Annotated in this window: 17 protein-coding genes; 4 read left to right on the forward strand and 13 right to left on the reverse strand. The window is 71.5% G+C overall.

The genetic code is table 11. From position 1 onward, the window contains the following. Window positions 1-184 precede the first annotated feature (184 nt). From cbiE to ACFXAE_RS27040, 6 genes are all read right to left on the reverse strand, one after another. Complete coding sequence (cbiE, locus tag ACFXAE_RS27015) at window positions 185-1,396, reverse strand: precorrin-6y C5,15-methyltransferase (decarboxylating) subunit CbiE (RefSeq protein ID WP_384719357.1); 1,212 nt, start codon at window positions 1,394-1,396, stop codon at window positions 185-187. A gap of 116 nt (window positions 1,397-1,512) precedes the next feature. After that, a complete protein-coding gene (locus ACFXAE_RS27020; protein ID WP_384719359.1) occupies window positions 1,513-2,151 on the reverse strand; it encodes a GNAT family N-acetyltransferase in 639 nt (212 codons plus the stop codon). A gap of 131 nt (window positions 2,152-2,282) precedes the next feature. Beyond that, window positions 2,283-3,110, reverse strand: coding sequence for a MetQ/NlpA family ABC transporter substrate-binding protein (locus ACFXAE_RS27025; protein ID WP_384719361.1), 828 nt, complete (start codon window positions 3,108-3,110; stop codon window positions 2,283-2,285). 63 nt (window positions 3,111-3,173) lie between these two features. Further along, entirely contained in the window at window positions 3,174-3,911 is a 738-nt protein-coding gene (locus ACFXAE_RS27030) for a methionine ABC transporter permease (RefSeq protein ID WP_384719363.1), read from the reverse strand. Continuing rightward, window positions 3,908-4,945, reverse strand: coding sequence for a methionine ABC transporter ATP-binding protein (locus ACFXAE_RS27035; RefSeq protein WP_384719365.1), 1,038 nt, complete (start codon window positions 4,943-4,945; stop codon window positions 3,908-3,910). Before ACFXAE_RS27035 ends, ACFXAE_RS27030 begins: the two co-directional genes overlap by 4 nt. 396 nt (window positions 4,946-5,341) lie before the next feature. After that, window positions 5,342-5,992: an HAD family hydrolase gene (locus ACFXAE_RS27040; protein WP_384719367.1), complete on the reverse strand. Its 651-nt coding sequence runs from the start codon at window positions 5,990-5,992 to the stop codon at window positions 5,342-5,344. Between the two features lie 63 nt (window positions 5,993-6,055). Between ACFXAE_RS27040 and ACFXAE_RS27045 the strand changes: the two genes are divergently transcribed. From ACFXAE_RS27045 to ACFXAE_RS27055, 3 genes are read left to right on the forward strand one after another with little or no spacing between them, the layout of a single operon-like run. Continuing rightward, complete coding sequence (locus tag ACFXAE_RS27045) at window positions 6,056-6,412, forward strand: hypothetical protein (RefSeq protein ID WP_384719369.1); 357 nt, start codon at window positions 6,056-6,058, stop codon at window positions 6,410-6,412. A gap of 13 nt (window positions 6,413-6,425) precedes the next feature. Then, complete coding sequence (locus tag ACFXAE_RS27050; protein ID WP_384719371.1) at window positions 6,426-6,785, forward strand: hypothetical protein; 360 nt, start codon at window positions 6,426-6,428, stop codon at window positions 6,783-6,785. A 1-nt stretch (window position 6,786) separates the two neighbouring features. After that, window positions 6,787-7,218 carry a hypothetical protein gene (locus ACFXAE_RS27055; protein ID WP_384719373.1) on the forward strand — a complete coding sequence of 144 codons (432 nt, stop codon included), beginning with the start codon at window positions 6,787-6,789 and terminating at the stop codon, window positions 7,216-7,218. On the opposite strand, the gene ACFXAE_RS27060 is transcribed toward ACFXAE_RS27055, so the two are convergent. From ACFXAE_RS27060 to ACFXAE_RS27070, 3 genes are all read right to left on the reverse strand, one after another. Continuing rightward, window positions 7,219-7,716: a GNAT family N-acetyltransferase gene (locus tag ACFXAE_RS27060; RefSeq protein ID WP_384719434.1), complete on the reverse strand. Its 498-nt coding sequence runs from the start codon at window positions 7,714-7,716 to the stop codon at window positions 7,219-7,221. A gap of 57 nt (window positions 7,717-7,773) precedes the next feature. Then, a complete protein-coding gene (locus ACFXAE_RS27065) occupies window positions 7,774-8,286 on the reverse strand; it encodes a sigma factor (protein ID WP_384719375.1) in 513 nt (170 codons plus the stop codon). Between the two features lie 74 nt (window positions 8,287-8,360). Then, on the reverse strand, window positions 8,361-9,530 hold the full coding sequence (locus ACFXAE_RS27070) for a glycerophosphodiester phosphodiesterase (RefSeq protein WP_384719377.1): 1,170 nt from the start codon (window positions 9,528-9,530) through the stop codon (window positions 8,361-8,363). A 342-nt stretch (window positions 9,531-9,872) separates the two neighbouring features. On the opposite strand from ACFXAE_RS27070, the gene ACFXAE_RS27075 reads away from it, so the two are divergent. Beyond that, a complete protein-coding gene (locus ACFXAE_RS27075; protein WP_384719379.1) occupies window positions 9,873-10,607 on the forward strand; it encodes a lysophospholipid acyltransferase family protein in 735 nt (244 codons plus the stop codon). 191 nt (window positions 10,608-10,798) lie between these two features. On the opposite strand, the gene ACFXAE_RS27080 is transcribed toward ACFXAE_RS27075, so the two are convergent. The 4 genes from ACFXAE_RS27080 to argH form a co-directional block, all read right to left on the reverse strand. Beyond that, window positions 10,799-12,337 (reverse strand): MFS transporter, encoded by a 1,539-nt coding sequence (locus ACFXAE_RS27080; RefSeq protein WP_384719380.1) that lies wholly within the window; start codon window positions 12,335-12,337, stop codon window positions 10,799-10,801. Beyond that, a complete protein-coding gene (locus ACFXAE_RS27085; protein ID WP_384719382.1) occupies window positions 12,334-12,888 on the reverse strand; it encodes a TetR/AcrR family transcriptional regulator in 555 nt (184 codons plus the stop codon). Before ACFXAE_RS27085 ends, ACFXAE_RS27080 begins: the two co-directional genes overlap by 4 nt. 86 nt (window positions 12,889-12,974) lie before the next feature. Then, window positions 12,975-13,946 carry an aldo/keto reductase gene (locus ACFXAE_RS27090; protein WP_384719384.1) on the reverse strand — a complete coding sequence of 324 codons (972 nt, stop codon included), beginning with the start codon at window positions 13,944-13,946 and terminating at the stop codon, window positions 12,975-12,977. 170 nt (window positions 13,947-14,116) lie between these two features. Then, the gene (gene argH, locus ACFXAE_RS27095) at window positions 14,117-15,550 is read right to left on the reverse strand and encodes an argininosuccinate lyase (RefSeq protein WP_384719386.1); all 1,434 of its coding nucleotides are present in this window, start codon (window positions 15,548-15,550) and stop codon (window positions 14,117-14,119) included. Window positions 15,551-15,556 lie beyond the last annotated feature (6 nt).

Here is a 15,556-nt window from a genome sequence, read left to right on the forward strand (position 1 = left end):
ACGGTTCCGCTGTGGACTGCGCCACGTTGCGCGTCCTCCGGTCCTGCCGTACCACGACCCACCCCAAAACGGGCGCGTTTTCCGGACATTGACCGACGAAGCGCCGGGCGTCCGGGAGCGGTACAACGATCGGCCAGCCTACCTCGCGTGGTCGGACAATCCGATCACGGGGACGGCAATCGGATCAGTTGCCGCGCGCGGGCAGCACCCCGCTGAGCAGGAACGCGACGCTCCGCTCCTTCTCCGTCCAGGCTCTCGTGTCGAGTTCGACGGACTGCAGCAGGGCGCACTCGACCTGATAGCCGTGCTCCGCCAGGTTCCGCCCGACGAGTTCGGCCCCGTCGCGGGTGGCGGCGTGCGTGACGATGCGCTGCGGACGGCGGTCGGCGACCGCGGAGACGACGGCCGCTCCCCCGCCGCCGACCCGGACGACATCCGGCTCGGGGAGGTTCTCCAGGACGCGCGGGGCGGTGCCGTGCACGATCTGGAGCTGGACCCCGTACCGGCGTGCGGCGGACTCGGTGCGGGTGCAGGCGCGCGGGTCGCTGTCGACGGCGATGACGGCGGCGCCCGCGCGGGCCGCCTCGGTGGCGAAGGCACCGCTTCCGCAGCCGATGTCCCAGACGAGGTCGCCGACCCGCGGTCCGAGCCGGGCGAGTTGGGAGACGCGCAGCGGTTCCCGCTCGCCCTCGCCGAGGTCGCCGCCGTACTCCTCGGCGGGCAGCGACCAGCCGCGGGGACCGGCGGAGGGGTCGCGTCCGGCGAACCAGCCGCCGGACTCACCGGCGCCGGCCCGGCCGCCGACGACGATGACGACATTGGGGTCGCGCCAGGTGTGGTCGGCGGCCTTGTCGGAGGTGACCACGCTGACCTGCTCGCGCCCGGTGCCGAGTTCCTCACAGATGACGAAGGTGCGGTGGACGCCCTCCATGAGCAGACCCAGTTCGGCGGGACCGGCACCGGGTGAGGTGAGAACGGCCACCTTGGTGTGGGCTCGGCATACGTTCACCGCGCGTCGCAGGGTGCGCGGGTGTGCGACGACCACGTGGGCGTCGTCCCAGGGCATGCCGGCGCGGGCGAAGGCCGCGGCGACGGAGGAGACGCCGGGGACGACCTCGACCTCGAGACCGAACTCGGGGGCGCGCAGGGTCCGCACGACGCCGAAGAAGCCGGGGTCGCCGTCGGCGAGGACGACGGCCGTGCCGCGGTGGGCGGCGATGCGGCGGGCGGCGAGGGCGACGGAGCCGAGCCGGATGCGCTCGGCGCCGGGGGGCACCTCGGGGAGTGCCAGATGGTGGGCGGCGCCGGCCACCAGTGTGGCGGCACCCAGCGCGGCGCGGGCCGCTGCGGTCAGCGGCGAACCGTCCCAGCCGATCACCGTGACCCGGTCGGCCATCGTCGTCAGTCTCCTGGGGTTTGCGCAGGTCGTCGTCGGCTGTCCCGCCACGGGGCGGGCTCCGTGAGACTACCCGGTGCGGCCGGGGACCGTGCCGCCGGTACCTCGTGCGAAGGTCAGTTCCAGTCCGTGTACTGGGTGAATTCGCCGGTGTCGGTCAGTTGTCCGTCCGCGCCCTCGATGTCCTCGGGCAGCAGGCTCCATACGATGAAGTCGGTGCGTACGTCGCTCCAGCCGCCGTCCTCGGTGCGGACGTGGGCTATGCAGGCGCCTCTCAGCACGCCCTCACTGATGCAGCCGATCTTCTGGGCGACCTGCTGCGAGGCGGTGTTGTCGGCGGCGGTGCGCAGTTCGACGCGTTCGAACTTCTGGTCGCCGAAGAGCCACTGCGCGGTGGCGAGCGCGGCCTCGGAGGCGTAGCCCTCGCCGCGCGCCCAGGGGGCGACGATGTAGGACATCTCGGTGGACCGTACGTGCCAGTCGGTCCTGGTGAGCTGGATGAGGCCGACCAGGCGCTGGGTGAGGAACTCGGTGACGGCGAGGTCGAGTCCGTGGCCGGCCGCGCGTTCGGCGGGGGCGTACTCGGTGATCCGGGCGCGGGCGGCCTCCTCGGTGAAGGGCCGGGGGACGTCGGTCCAGGCGGCGACCTGCTCGTCGTTCATCATCTCGGCGAGGGCGGGGACGTCGTCCGTGTCGAGGGGGCGCAGCACCAACCGCTCCGTGCTGATGGAGATGTTGGGGAAGGTGCTCGTCATGCGCCGCTCCGTAACCTGAGAGACCGTCGGGTGCTGCTGAACTGCCCAGCATGCAGCATGAAAGCACTGAACCGCACCACGGGGCCCTCCCCTTGCAAGGGAGTGGACCCCGTGGGTGGCGCGGGACCGGATCAGAAGGAGGCGAGGACGGAACCGGCGTACTTGTCCTCGATGAACTTCTTCACCTCGGGGGAGGTCAGGAGCTCCGCGAGCTTCTTCACGCGCGGGTCGTCCTCCTGGCCCTCCTTGACGGCGAGGAGGTTGTTGTTCGGGTTGCCCTCGGCGGCCTCCAGGACGAGGGCGTCCTTCGCGGGCTCGAGGTCGGCCTCGATGGCGTAGTTGCCGTTGACCACCGCGGCGTCGACGTCGTCCAGGGAACGCGGGGTCTGGGCCGCCTCCAGCTCCTTGAACGTGAGCTTCTTCGGGTTCTCGGTGATGTCGGCGGGAGTCGCCGCGGTGCCGACGCCGTCCTTGAGGGTGAGGAGGCCGTTGGCTGCGAGCAACTGCAGGGCGCGGCCCTCGTTGACGGTGTCGTTGGGGATGGCGATCGTCGCGCCGCTCTTCAGCTCGTCGGCCTTCTTCACCTTGTGGGAGTAGAGGCCGAGCGGCTCCAGGTGCACGTCGACGACGGACACGATGTGGGTGCCGTTCTTCTTGTTGAAGTCGTCGAGGTAGGGCTGGGTCTGGAAGAAGTTGGCGCCGACGGAGCCGTCCTCGGTCGCCGTGTTCGGCGTGACGTAGTCGGTGAACTCCTTGACCTCGAGGTCGAGGCCGGCCTTCTCGGCCAGGTTGTCCTTGACGAAGGTGAGGATCTCGGCGTGCGGCACGGGGCTCGCGGCGACGACCAGCGGGCCGGAGGTGTCGGAGGCGGCGTCCTTGTCCGAGCCACAGGCGGTGAGCCCGAGGGTGAGGGCTCCGGCGGCGAGGACGGCGGTGGTGATCTTGGCGGTGTTACGCACGAAAAGTGCCTTTCCTTGGGTGGTGCGACCCCGTGTCGGGTATTACGGGGAGTCTTCGGGGGGTTACGCGACCTTGCTGATGTCGGCCGCGGCGGGCTCCTTGGCCTTCAGCAGCCGGAGCCTGGGCGAGGGGCCGGAGCGGCCACCGCGGCGGTGCAGGGCACGGGCCGCGTGGTCGCCGGCGAACTGGATGAGCGAGATGACCGCGGCGAGGATCGCGACGGTGATCCACATCAGGCCGGTCTCGAAGCGCTGGTAGCCATAGCGGACGGCGAGGTCGCCGAGGCCGCCGCCGCCGACGGTGCCGGCCATGGCCGAGTAGCCGATGAGGGCGATGACCGTGGTGGTGGTGCTGGCGATCAGCGAGGGCAGCGCCTCGGGGACGAGGACCTTGCGGACGATCGTCCAGGTGTTGCCGCCCATGGCCTGCACGGCCTCGACGAGCCCGTGGTCCACCTCGCGTACGGCGGTCTCGACGAGGCGGGCGAAGAAGGGGATGCCGCCGATGGCGAGCGGCACGATCGCGGCCTCGCTGCCGATGGTGGTGCCGGTGACCCAGCGGGTGAAGTTCATCAGGGCGACCATGAGGATGATGAACGGCAGCGAGCGGCCGATGTTCACGATCTGCCCGATGACCTTGTTCACCAGGGTGTTCTGGAGCAGTCCGCCCCTGTCGGTGAGGACGAGCAGGATGCCCAGCGGAAGGCCGCCGACGACGGCGATCAGGGTGGACCAGCCGACCATGACCAGCGTCTCGGTACAGGCCTGTTCGAGCAGCGGCTGCATCTCGGACCAGGTCACTTGGCCCCCTCCTTCACCAGCGCGGGCTGTTCCCGGTCCACGACGTCGATCTGCAGGCCCTGTTCACGCAGGAAGCCGACGGGGACGACGTTGTCCTCGTAGCGGCCGGGCAGTTCGATGCGCATCCGGCCGACCTGGAGGCCGCCGACGGTGTCGATGGCGGCGCCGAGGATCGATATGTCGATGTTGTAGGTACGTGAGAGCTGGGAGATGACCGGCCGGGTCGCGCTCTCGCCGTGGAAGGTGACGTCGAGGACGGTGCGGTCGTCGCCGGAGGCCTCGCCGCCGACCGGGAACAGCGCGGCGGCCAGTTCGGAGCCGGGGGTGGCGAGGAGTCCGGTGACCGTGCCGGACTCGACGATGCGGCCGTTCTCCATGAGGGCGGCCGAGTCGCAGATCGACTTCACGACGTCCATCTCGTGGGTGATGAGCAGGACGGTGAGGCCGAGCCGGCGGTTCAGGTCGCGCAGGAGGTGCAGGATCGAGCGGGTGGTCTCCGGGTCCAGGGCGCTGGTGGCCTCGTCGGAGAGCAGCACCTTGGGATCGCCGGTGAGGGCACGGGCGATGCCGACGCGCTGCTTCTGGCCGCCGGAGAGCTGGGCGGGGTAGGCCTTGGCCTTGTCGGCGAGGCCGACCAGGTCGAGCAGTTCCAGCGCCTTGCGGGAACGTTCCTTCCCCGACTTCCCGAGGATCTCCAGCGGCAGTTCGACGTTGTCCTGCACGGTGCGCGAGGACAGCAGGTTGAAGTGCTGGAAGACCATGCCGATACGGCTGCGCGCCTGCCGCAGTTCCCGGCCGGCCCGGGGTCCGCGGCCGGCGAGCGCGGTGAGGTCCCGGCCGGCCACGGTCACGGTGCCCGAGGTGGGGCGTTCGAGCAGATTGACGCAGCGGATGAGGGAGGACTTGCCGGCGCCGGACTGGCCGATGACGCCGTAGACCTCGCCCTCGCGGACATGCAGGTCGACGCCGTCGAGGGCGGTGACCTCGCGGCCGCGTGAGCGGTAGACCTTGGTCAGGCCCGAGGTGGTGATCACGTGGGTATCCGTCACTGTCGAGTGCGCGGCGCGTCGTGGGCGCCGGGCACGAGGCATTCAGGGTCGAAAGCAGCCGGGCGGCACGGATCTCGGTGTGGCGTGGCGGTGGAGACCGTGGAGAAACGTGCGCGCGGGGACGTGACTCAGTCGCACATGCGGGGCATGCGGGCGGACATGAGCGGGCTCTCGCTTCGGGGCGCGAGGCTCGGATGGTGCGGGGCCCTCTGTCAGGCGCACATTCGACGACACATACACCGAGCACCGGGCGTCAGGGTCGCCTCGGTCGCAGGGATGCGGTCGCTCGTCGTGGTCATGCGATCAGTAAAGCAGACGTTCGCTCCTGACCGGACACGGCTGTCCGTATTCTGGACAGCCGTGGACAGCGGTGCGCGCGCGTCAGGGACGTACGGAGATCTCCACTCCCCCGTCCGTGACCAGTGCGGACAGGGCCGAGAGGTCCTCGACGACGAGGTCGGCGGTCAGTTCGTGGGCCCGGTGGGTTGTGGCCAAGGCCACGGTGGTCATGCCGGCGGCGCGGCCGGCCTGGAGTCCGGCGGGGGCGTCCTCGAAAACGACGCAGTGCGCGGGGTCGACGCCGAGGGTGCGGGCGGCGAGGAGGTAGGGCTCGGGGTCGGGCTTGCCGCGGGTGATGTCGTCGGCGGCGATCAGGGTCTTGGGCAGGATGCCGACGGCCTCCAGGCGGGCCTCGGCCAGGCGCCGGGTGGCGGAGGTGACGACGGCCCAGCGCTCGGCGGGCAGCGCGGCGAGGAGGTCCCTGGTCCCCGGCAGCAGTTCCACACCGCCATGGGGTACGTCCTCGACCTCCAGGTCCTCGATCCGCGCGACGGCCTCCGGCACGACGTGGGCGGGCAGCAGATCGGCGGCTATCTCCGCGGCCGGCCGCCCGTGCAGTTCGACCCGCCCGAACTCCTCGGCCGTGATCCCGTACTCGACGGCCCACCGCGTCCAGCAGCGGTTCACGGAGGCGAGGGAGGAGACGAGGGTTCCGTCGTTGTCGAACAGCAGGGCCTGCGCATGGATGGTCATGCCACCGACCTTACGGGCCCGCCGGACCTTGCCGGATTCCCCGGCCGTGGCGATCATCACGGCATGAGACCCGAGGTGAGCGCCTTCGTGGCGGACGGACCGCTGCCCGACGAAGAGACCGGGGAGGAAGAGGAGATCGATCGCAGGGCGCGGCAGCTCGAGGCGATGTCGCGCCCGCTGAGCCTCGCCGAGGCGGAGGCCCTGGCCGGCTGCTTCGGGCCGGACGACTGCTACGGGCTCGCCTGGACGATGGCCCACCTGATCGAGACCGCCCCGGGTCCGGTGTACACGCCCGCGCCGGCGCTCGAAGTGAGCGCGCACGCGCGGATCCGCGGGTGGGCGGTCGCCGCCGGGCTGGTCGCTCAGGACGCCGGGCCCGATGCTCCCGGGGGCGAGGACGCCGGGGGTTTTCCGGCGTAATAGGGTCGCTGGCATGCTTGATGTCCTGACGGTGGTGACCGGTGTCGCCGCGTTGCTGCTCGGCGCCTGGTGCGGGTGGGCCGCCTACCGTGACCAGCCGACGAAGGACTGGCACTTCATCGGGATGGCCGTGGTCACGCTGCTGGCGCTGGTGCAGCTGGTCGTCGGGATCGCGCAGCTGGCCCGGGGCGAGAAGCCGGAGCAGGGCACGACGGTCTTCGTGGCGTATCTGCTCGGCTCGTTCGCGTGCGTCCCGGCGGCCGGCTTCATGTCGCTGGGCGAGCGCTCCCGCTGGGGATCGCTGACGGTCGCCGCGAGCGGTGTCGTGCTGGCCGTGCTCGAGGTGCGCCTCTATGACATCTGGGGAGGCTGAGATGGCCGCGACGCAGGACGAGCCGACCAGGACGCGGCTGATCGGCGGTCCCGGACTGCTGCTGGTGTGGCTGTACGGGGTGATGGTCGTCGGCGCGGTGTCGCGCTCCGCGTACCAGATCGCCACCGAGTTCGACCGGGCGCCGCTCGCCTACGCGCTGTCGGCGGCGGCCGGCGTGGTCTACGGCTTCATCACCTACACCCTGGTGCGCGGCGGGGAGACGGCCCGCAGGGCGGCGCTGGTGTGCTGCGCCGCCGAGCTCGTGGGCGTACTGACCGTGGGGACCTGGACGCTGGTGGAGCCGTCCGCGTTCCCCGACGCCACCGTGTGGTCGGACTACGGGATGGGGTACCTCTTCATCCCCGTGCTGCTGCCCCTCACGGCCGTGTACTGGCTGCGCACGGCGCGGCCGGGGCAGCGGCCCGCGTCCTGATCAGGCGGTCGTCGCGTAGGCCTGCGCCTGCTTCTCCAGGACGATCATCGGTACGCCGTCGGCGCCCTGGGACGTGCCCACCCGCTGGTAACCGACCTTGCTGTACAGGCTCAGATTGCTCTCGCTGCGGTGCCCGGCGTGCAGACGGAACGTCCTGGCGCCGCGCTCGTCGGCGAGCGCCGACTCCGCGGCCTGAAGGAGACGCGCGCCGATGCCGTGTCCCTGGAGGCGGGGGTGGACGCAGAGCTTGCCGATCGCGGCGGCGCCCTCCTCGGTGATCCTGCCGTGCACCGAGCCGACGATCTCGTCGCCGAGGCGGGCGACGAAGACGCAGTCGGCGGCGACCTCCTCGCGGACCGAGTCGAGGGTCTGGACGAGCGGATCGATGCGGTAGTTGCCGTAGAGCGCCGCCTCGCTCTGGAAGCACAGGTACTGCAACCTGAAGATCTGCTCCGCGTCCTGCCCGGCCGCCGCAGAGATGGTCACGCTCATGCCCATGTGCGCACGCCTCCCGCTCACCTGATCACCTGTCGTCCCCCACTCCTATCCCCGTCCTCAGCGCGCCGCAACCTCCCGTGTGAGCAAACGACGCAGACATCCCAGGCATCTGGAACGTTCCGGGCCGAGACTGCCCTGTGAGATACCCAACTCCCCCGCGATCTCCCGGTATGTCGGGTCGCGCGGGGACAGCAGCGCCTCCATCAGCTCCGGGCAGCGGCCGGGCAGCCGTCGCACGGCGTCCCGCAGGGCGCGGCGACGGGCGGCGGCGAGCACGAGACCTGCGGGGTCGTGGTGGCCGGTGTCGGCGGGATCGCCGGTCAACGCCGCTTCCCGGCGGGCCCTGCGGCGGGTGCGGCGGACCTCCGTACGGACGGCCCGGCGAAGCCAGCCCGGGGGGTCGGGCGGCGGACCGCAGGTGCCGAGGCGCTCCAGGAGGCGGAGCCACACCGCCTGTTCCAGGTCGTCCGGTTCGGCCCCGGAGCCGGGCGCCTCGGCGGCGGCCTCCGCGGTGAGCAGCGGACGCAGGGAGACGACCAGCTCGTACGCCATGACCGGCTCGTGTGTCATACGCACAACGACCCGGCCGCCCCGGACAGGGTTGCCCGGAGCGGCCCGGGATCCCCCTGCCGGGGCAAAGCAGGTCAGCCGTTGACGAAGTCCTCGCGGGCCAGCAGTCCGGTGTCCGGGTTGTCCGTGAAGACACCGTCGATGCCGGTGGCGAAGTACGCCCGGTAGGCGCCGAAGACGTCGCCGTAGGCGTCGGGGTCGGTGCCCTTGCGGAAGTCGGCGGGCAGGAAGGGGTTCTCGTTGCGCAGGGTGTAGGGGTGCAGGATCAGGCCCGCCCGGTGGGCGTCACGGACCAGCGTGGTCGGCTCGGTGAGCCGGCCTGCCGCGTCGCGCGGGATGACCAGGTCGAGGGTGGGGCCGATGCCCTGGGCGTAGGAGGCGATCTCCTTCAGGCCCTCGGGGGTGATGAGGTCGGCGACGGTGCGCGGGTCGCCGGTCTCGACGAAGTCCCAGGGGCGGCTGTTCGCGCCGGACAGGAGCACCACGAGCGGGTTGTCCACGAGCCGGCGCAGCCGCTGGATGCTGGTCGGCTCGAACGACTGCAGGATGACCGGCGAGTTGCGGCGGTCCTTGCCGTGCTTGCGCAGCAGCTTCGCCACCCGCTCCTCCAGGCCGAGGCCGAGGTCGCGGAAGTAGGTGGGGTGCTTGGTCTCGGGGTAGATCCAGACCTGCTTGCCGCGCTTGCGGGTCTGCTCGTCCTGCCAGCGCAGCACCTCCTCGAAGGTGGGGATCTCCCAGCGGCCGTCGTAGAGGGTGTTGTGCGGGCGGTTGGCGGGGATGCGTTCCACGGCGCGCAGCCGCTTCAGCTCGGCGAGGGTGAAGTCCTCGGTGAACCAGCCGGTGACGGAGGTGCCGTCCAGCGTCTTGGTGGTCCGGCGGCCGGCGAACTCGGGGTGGTCGGCGACGTCCGTGGTACCGCCGATCTCCGGCTCGTGCCGGCAGACGACGTGACCGTCCCTGGTGGGCACGAGGTCGCCGGCCTCGACGATGTCCGCGCCCATGTCGAGGGCGAGCTGGTAGGCGCCGAGGGTGTGCTCGGGCCGGTAGCCGCTGGCCCCGCGGTGGCCCACGACGGTGGGGACGGGCAGGCCCTTCAGCCCCCGGCCGCCGCCGTGCCGCGCGTCGGCGGCTCCCGCGGTGCCGCCCAGCCCCAGGACCGTTCCGCCCGCGCCGAGCACCGCCGCGCCGAGGAGGGCCCGCCGCCCGGTTGCGCCCGCCTGTTCGTTCGACTCCCGCGTTCCCATGAGGACCTCTCCTGCTGTCGGCTCGTCCGGTGCGGGGCGATCGTAGGTGCGTGTGGATGACGCACGGGAGACCTCGGGCCGAACACACGGGTGATGTTGCGTGGCGCACGCTCCTCATACGGATGACGTACGTCTGTCGTATTACGGCGGAGATATGACGGCTCGTCCGGTTGGGCCGGACGGACGGGGGCACGCGTGCGGTGTGCGGGTCCGGACGGCTTCCGTCACAGCGTGACCACCGTGTTGCGCGCAGGTCACCGCGGATGAACCCGGGTCAAGAGTGAGTAAGACCTCGGTGAACTCCGCCGAGCCCGGTGTGCGCAACCCCCTGGGCCGCGAGTAATGTCCTCACCTGCACAGACTCGTACGGCATCCGCAGACGTCCGTTTCCCACCGGAGGGCCCGTTGTCCCGCTTCGCGCTCATCAAGGCAGTGCTCGGTCCGATCATGCGCCTGATGTTCCGCCCACAGGTGGAGGGCGCGGAGAACATCCCGGGCGACGGTCCCGTCATCCTGGCCGGCAACCATCTGACGTTCATCGACTCGATGATCCTGCCGCTCGTCTGCGACCGCCAGGTCTTCTTCATCGGCAAGGACGAGTACGTCACCGGCAAGGGCCTCAAGGGCCGGCTGATGGCGTGGTTCTTCACCGGCACCGGCATGATCCCGGTGGACCGCGACGGCGGCCGGGGCGGGGTGGCGGCGCTGATGACGGGGCGCCGGGTGCTGGAGGAGGGCAACGTCTTCGGCATCTACCCGGAGGGCACCCGCTCCCCCGACGGCCGGCTGTACCGGGGCCGCACCGGCATCGCCCGGCTCACCCTGATGACCGGCGCGCCCGTCGTGCCGTTCGCCATGATCGGCACGGACAAGCTCCAGCCGGGCGGCGCGGGCCTGCCCCGGCCGGGCAAGGTGACGGTCCGTTTCGGTGAGGCGATGGAGTTCTCCCGTTACGACGGCATGGGCCGTGACCGGTACGTGCTGCGCGCGATCACCGACTCGGTGATGACCGAGGTGATGCGGCTGTCCGGGCAGGAGTACGTGGACATGTACGCCAGCAAGGCAAAGGCCGCGTAAGCGCTGCGCCGGTTCGGGCGGGGGCTGGGGCTGCGCTTCGACTGCGGGCCGGATGTGGCTGGTCGCGCCCACGCGGCGGAGCCGCACAGGGAAACAGCCCCGCGCCCCTTGGGCCGGCTGTCCAGCCGCCGGCTCACCGGCCCCGCGCTCCAGGGCCGGCTGTCCAGCCGCCGGCTCACCGGCCCCGCACTCTAGGGATGGCTGTCCAGCCGCTGGTCCCGGAGCACGAACCATGCCGCTGCCGCCGCTGCCAGCAGGACCGCCGCTCCTGTGCCCGCCGCCAGGGTGAGGCCGTCGACGAAGGCCTGTCGAGCCGCGTCCAGCATGGGCTCGGCGGTGTGGGCGGGCAGTGCGGACGCCGCTTCCACCGCGCCGCCCAGCGACTCGTGCGCCTCGGCCGGGGTGCCGGCCGGGCCGGTGAAGCCGCGGTAGACACCGGTGACGATGGAGCCGAGCACGGCGATGCCGAGGGCCGCGCCGAGTTCGTACGCCGTCTCGGAGACGGCTGAGGCCGCGCCCGCCTGTTCCTTGGGCACGCTGGAGAGGATCACGTCGGCGGTCACCGTGAAGGAGAAGCCGGCGCCCAGGCCGACCACCAGCAGCGCCGCCCCGAGCAGGGGGTAGCCGGTGGACTGTCCGATCACCGTCAGCGCGGCCAGGGAGAGACCGATGGCCGCCAGTCCCCCGGCGACGACCGTGCGCACCGAGTAGCGCCGGGCGGCCCTGCCCGCGAGCAGTCCGGCCGCCACCGCGCCGATCGCGGCGGGCAGTTCGGCCAGTCCCGCCTCGAGCGGGCGCCTGCCCTGTACGAGTTGCAGATACTGCGAGAGGAAGAACACCAGCCCGGACAGGCCGAGGATGGCCAGCAGATCGGCGAGTACGGCTCCGCTGAACCCACGGTGACGGAACAGCCGCATGTCCAGCAGCGGAACGGGAAGGGTGAGCTGACGGCGTACGAAGCCGTACAGGGCGCCCGCGCCCAGCAGCCCGGCGGCCAGGGCGGACCAAGCGAAGCCGTGGCTCGCGGCCTCCTTCACCGCGTACACGACGCCGACCATGCCGACCAGGGACAGGACGACACTGGTCAGGTCCCAGGGGCCGGGGTCCGGGGTGCGGGACTCGGGGAGCAGCTTGACGCCGACGGCCACCAGGACGGCCATCACGGGCAGGTTGATCAGGAAGACCGAGCCCCACCAGAAGTGTTCGAGGAGGAAGCCGCCGAGGACCGGCCCGACGGCGGTGCCCGCGGAAGCGGTCGCGCCCCAGATGCCGATGGCGAGGCTGCGTTCGCGCGGGTCGTGGAAGAGGTTGCGGATCAGGGCGAGGGTGGCCGGCATCAGGGTGGCGCCGGCGACACCGAGCAGGGCCCGCGCGAGGATCATCGACTCGGGCGTGCCGGCATAGGCGTTGAGCACGGATATCGCACCGAACGCGGTGGCGCCGCAGAGCAGGATCCGCTTGCGGCCGACGCGGTCGCCGAGGCTGCCCATGGAGACGAGCAGACCGGCGATCACGAACGAGTAGACGTCGCCGATCCACAGCAACTGGGTGCCGGTGGGGGCGAGGTCCTCACTGATGTACGGGGTGGCCAGGCCGAGGACGGTCGCGTCGACGGCCACCAGCAGCACGGCGAGCACCAGGACGGAGAGCGCGAGCCACCGGCCCGGCCGCTTCACCGCCTCGGTCGTGGTCTCCGGACGCGGGGCGCCGGTCGTGGTTCCTTCCTTCACGCCGGGCCGTCCTGGCGTCGTGCGCCGCCGAGCAGCAGCTCGGTGATCATGTGGGTGAAGTCCTTGGGGGCGACCCGGCCCTCGGCCACCGCCCAGGCGGCGGAGGCGAGCAGTCCGTAGAGCGCCTCGGTGAGCCAGGCCGGGGTGAGGTCGATGCGGAACTCCCCGCTCGACTGGCCGCGCCGGAACAGGGCGGCGACGCGCTCGTCGATCGCGGCCCAGCCCTCGTTCTGCTCCTCGCCCTCGAACAGCTGGTTCTCGCTGTAGAGGAAGGCGAGCAGCGGGGCGTGCGGTTCGATCGCGGCGACCAGGCGGCGCACGGCGTCGGCGGCGGGCCCCTCGTCGGGCCGGGCCGCGGTCAGGGCGGCCGCGCACTCGGCGATCCCGAGCGCCTCCAGCGCCCGGACCAGCGCGTCCCGCCCGGCGAACTGCCGGTGCAGCGTGGCGCGGCTGATGCCGGCGGCCTTGGCGACCTCGTCCATGGTCGCGGTGGATTTACGGGTCAGCAGGGCGGCGGCACTGCGCAGCACATGGTCACGATCGACAGCCATGAGACGACAGTACCCCATATGAGACATCAATGTCTCATTCAAGGCATGCGAGTCTCATGGTTGCCGAGTGGTGAACGGCCGGTCGGTCAGTGCCAGGGCAGCAGGCCGCGCCGCTCCCAGTAGGCCCCCGGCTCCTCGACCAGGGCGGCGAGGCGGGACAGGTGGTCGTCGGTGAGGTCGACGGCGGCGGCGTGCAGGTTGGAGGCGAGCTGGGCGGTGGTGGCCGCGCCGGAGAGGACCACGCCGGCCCACGGCTGCCGCAGGACCACCGCGAGGGCGACGGCGTCGCAGCCCAGCCCGGTCTCCTCGGCGACGGCCCGCAGCGCCTTCGGGGCGTTCGCGGCGGCGAGCCGGCCATTGGCCATGCCCTCCTTGACGATCACGGTGAGCCCGGCGTCGTGGGCCTCGGCGAGCGCGGGCCCGGCGGAGGTCTCCAGGGCGTTGTACGTCGACTGGACGGTGCGGAAGAGGGGCTCGCCGTCGACCGTGACGGCGAGGGCGGCGCGGATGGCGTCGGCCTGTGCCGGACCACTGGTGGAGAAGCCGACGGTGAGTCCCTGGGCCGCCGCCTCCGCGAGCCGGGCGTGCAGCTCCTTGTCGGTGAGTGCGGGGCTCTCGGGGGTCACCGAGTGGATCTGGTAGAGGTCGAGCCGGTCGCCGAGCAGCGCCTCGGTCTCGACGCGCTGACGCTCGTACGCCGCGAGGGAGTGGTCCTTGACCTCGTGCCGCTCGGCGTCGGTGGACCAGTCGGCGGTGTAGGTGTAGCCCCATTTGCTGCCGATGACGACGTCGTCGACGTCGGGGCGGGCCTTCAGCCAGTCGGCGAGGAATTCCTCGGAGCGGCCGTAGGAGCGGGCGGCGTCGAAGTAGCGGACGCCCTGGGCGTAGGCGGCGTCGAGGAGTTCGTGCGTGCGGGTGTGCAGCGTTTCCACGCTGCGGTTCTCTCCGAGGTCGTCGCTGCGGCCGAGGTTGATGTAACCGGGGCGGCCGACGGCGGCGAGGCCGAGGCCGATGTGGCAGGTGGGGGTTGTCGCTGTCGCCAGTCGGGCGAAGGGCATCGCGGGCTCCGTTCGGTCGGGTCCGGTACGGCTCCTGACCAACGTAACCCGCGATGACCTTGGCTTCGCCCAAGAGCCCGGGTCCTGCGGTTGTTTCGCGGGTGCGGCCGCGTCGTGGTTCTTCACGCGGTTCCCCGCGCCCCTGGGAAGCCGCCCTCAAGGGCGTTCGATCAGCTCTGTCGCTTCGCGTTCGCCCACTCGTGCTGGGCCGCCACGTCCGACTTCACTTCCGCCAGCTGGACCGCGACCGCGCTCGGGGCCGTGCCGCCCCGGCCGTCGCGGGAGGCGAGGGCACCCGGGACGTTCAGGACCGACCGCACCTCCGGGGTGAGGTGGGCGGAGATCTTCGCGAACTGTTCGTCGGTCAGTTCGTCCAGTTCCTTGCCCTCGGACTCGGCGGCCTTGACGCACTCGCCGGCCACCTCGTGCGCGACGCGGAACGGCACACCCTGCTTGACCAGCCACTCGGCGATGTCGGTGGCGAGGGAGAAGCCGGCCGGGGCCAGTTCCTCCATGCGCTCGCGGTGCACGGTGAGGGTGGCCATCATGCCGGTGAAGGCGGGCAGCAGGACCTCGAGCTGGTCGATGGAGTCGAAGACCGGCTCCTTGTCCTCCTGGAGGTCGCGGTTGTAGGCGAGCGGGAGGGCCTTGAGGGTGGCCATCAGGCCGGTGAGGTTGCCGATCAGGCGGCCGGACTTGCCGCGCGCCAGCTCGGCGATGTCCGGGTTCTTCTTCTGCGGCATGATCGACGAGCCGGTGGAGAACGCGTCGTGCAGCGTCACGAAGGAGAACTCCTTCGTGTTCCAGATGATGATCTCCTCGGCGATCCGGGAGACGTTCACACCGATCATCGCGGTGATGAAGGCGAACTCGGCGACGAAGTCCCGGGAGGCCGTGCCGTCGATGGAGTTGGCGACGCTGCCGTGCTCGAACCCGAGGTCCTCGGCGACCGCCTCCGGGTCCAGGCCCAGGGAGGACCCGGCCAGCGCGCCCGAGCCGTACGGCGACACGGCCGTGCGCTCGTCCCACTGGCGCAGCCGCTCGGCGTCCCGGGACAGGGCCTGGACGTGCGCGAGGACGTGGTGGGCGAAGAGCACCGGCTGGGCGTGCTGGAGGTGGGTGCGGCCGGGCATGGCCACGTCCGGGTGGGCCTCGGCGAGGCCGGTCAGCGCGTCCTGGAGGTCGGCGATCAGACCGCCGAGGATGCGGGCGTGGTCCCGCAGGTACATGCGGAAGAGGGTCGCCACCTGGTCGTTGCGGGACCGGCCGGCGCGCAGCTTGCCGCCGAGGTCGGGGCCGAGGCGCTCCAGCAGGCCGCGCTCCAGGGCGGTGTGCACGTCCTCGTCGGCGATGGTGCCGGTGAACGAGCCGTCGGCGACGTCCGCTTCGAGCTGGTCCAGCCCGGCGGTCATCCGGGTCAGCTCGTCCTCGGTGAGCAGCCCCGCCGTGTGCAGCACACGGGCGTGGGCGCGCGAGCCGGCGATGTCGTAGGGCGCGAGCCGCCAGTCGAAGTGGACGGACGCGGACAGCTTCGCCAGGGCCTCGGCGGGACCGTCGGCGAAACGGCCGCCCCAGAGCCGTACGTCACCGCTGTTGCTGCTCACTTGCGT

The sequence above is a fragment of the Streptomyces sp. NPDC059454 genome (assembly GCF_042749965.1).
In the GTDB taxonomy this organism is placed as follows: Bacteria; Actinomycetota; Actinomycetes; order Streptomycetales; family Streptomycetaceae; genus Streptomyces.

Excerpts from the sequence above, each read along its gene's own strand:
- cbiE (WP_384719357.1), bottom strand. The coding sequence starts at position 1,396 with ATGGCCGACCGGGTCACGGTGATCGGCTGGGACGGTTCGCCGCTGACC.
- ACFXAE_RS27020 (WP_384719359.1), bottom strand. The coding sequence starts at position 2,151 with ATGACGAGCACCTTCCCCAACATCTCCATCAGCACGGAGCGGTTGGTG.
- ACFXAE_RS27040 (WP_384719367.1), bottom strand. The coding sequence starts at position 5,992 with ATGACCATCCATGCGCAGGCCCTGCTGTTCGACAACGACGGAACCCTC.
- ACFXAE_RS27045 (WP_384719369.1), top strand. The coding sequence starts at position 6,056 with ATGAGACCCGAGGTGAGCGCCTTCGTGGCGGACGGACCGCTGCCCGAC.
- ACFXAE_RS27050 (WP_384719371.1), top strand. The coding sequence starts at position 6,426 with ATGCTTGATGTCCTGACGGTGGTGACCGGTGTCGCCGCGTTGCTGCTC.
- ACFXAE_RS27055 (WP_384719373.1), top strand. The coding sequence starts at position 6,787 with ATGGCCGCGACGCAGGACGAGCCGACCAGGACGCGGCTGATCGGCGGT.
- ACFXAE_RS27060 (WP_384719434.1), bottom strand. The coding sequence starts at position 7,716 with ATGGGCATGAGCGTGACCATCTCTGCGGCGGCCGGGCAGGACGCGGAG.
- ACFXAE_RS27065 (WP_384719375.1), bottom strand. The coding sequence starts at position 8,286 with ATGACACACGAGCCGGTCATGGCGTACGAGCTGGTCGTCTCCCTGCGT.
- ACFXAE_RS27070 (WP_384719377.1), bottom strand. The coding sequence starts at position 9,530 with ATGGGAACGCGGGAGTCGAACGAACAGGCGGGCGCAACCGGGCGGCGG.
- ACFXAE_RS27075 (WP_384719379.1), top strand. The coding sequence starts at position 9,873 with ATGTCCTCACCTGCACAGACTCGTACGGCATCCGCAGACGTCCGTTTC.
- ACFXAE_RS27085 (WP_384719382.1), bottom strand. The coding sequence starts at position 12,888 with ATGGCTGTCGATCGTGACCATGTGCTGCGCAGTGCCGCCGCCCTGCTG.
- ACFXAE_RS27090 (WP_384719384.1), bottom strand. The coding sequence starts at position 13,946 with ATGCCCTTCGCCCGACTGGCGACAGCGACAACCCCCACCTGCCACATC.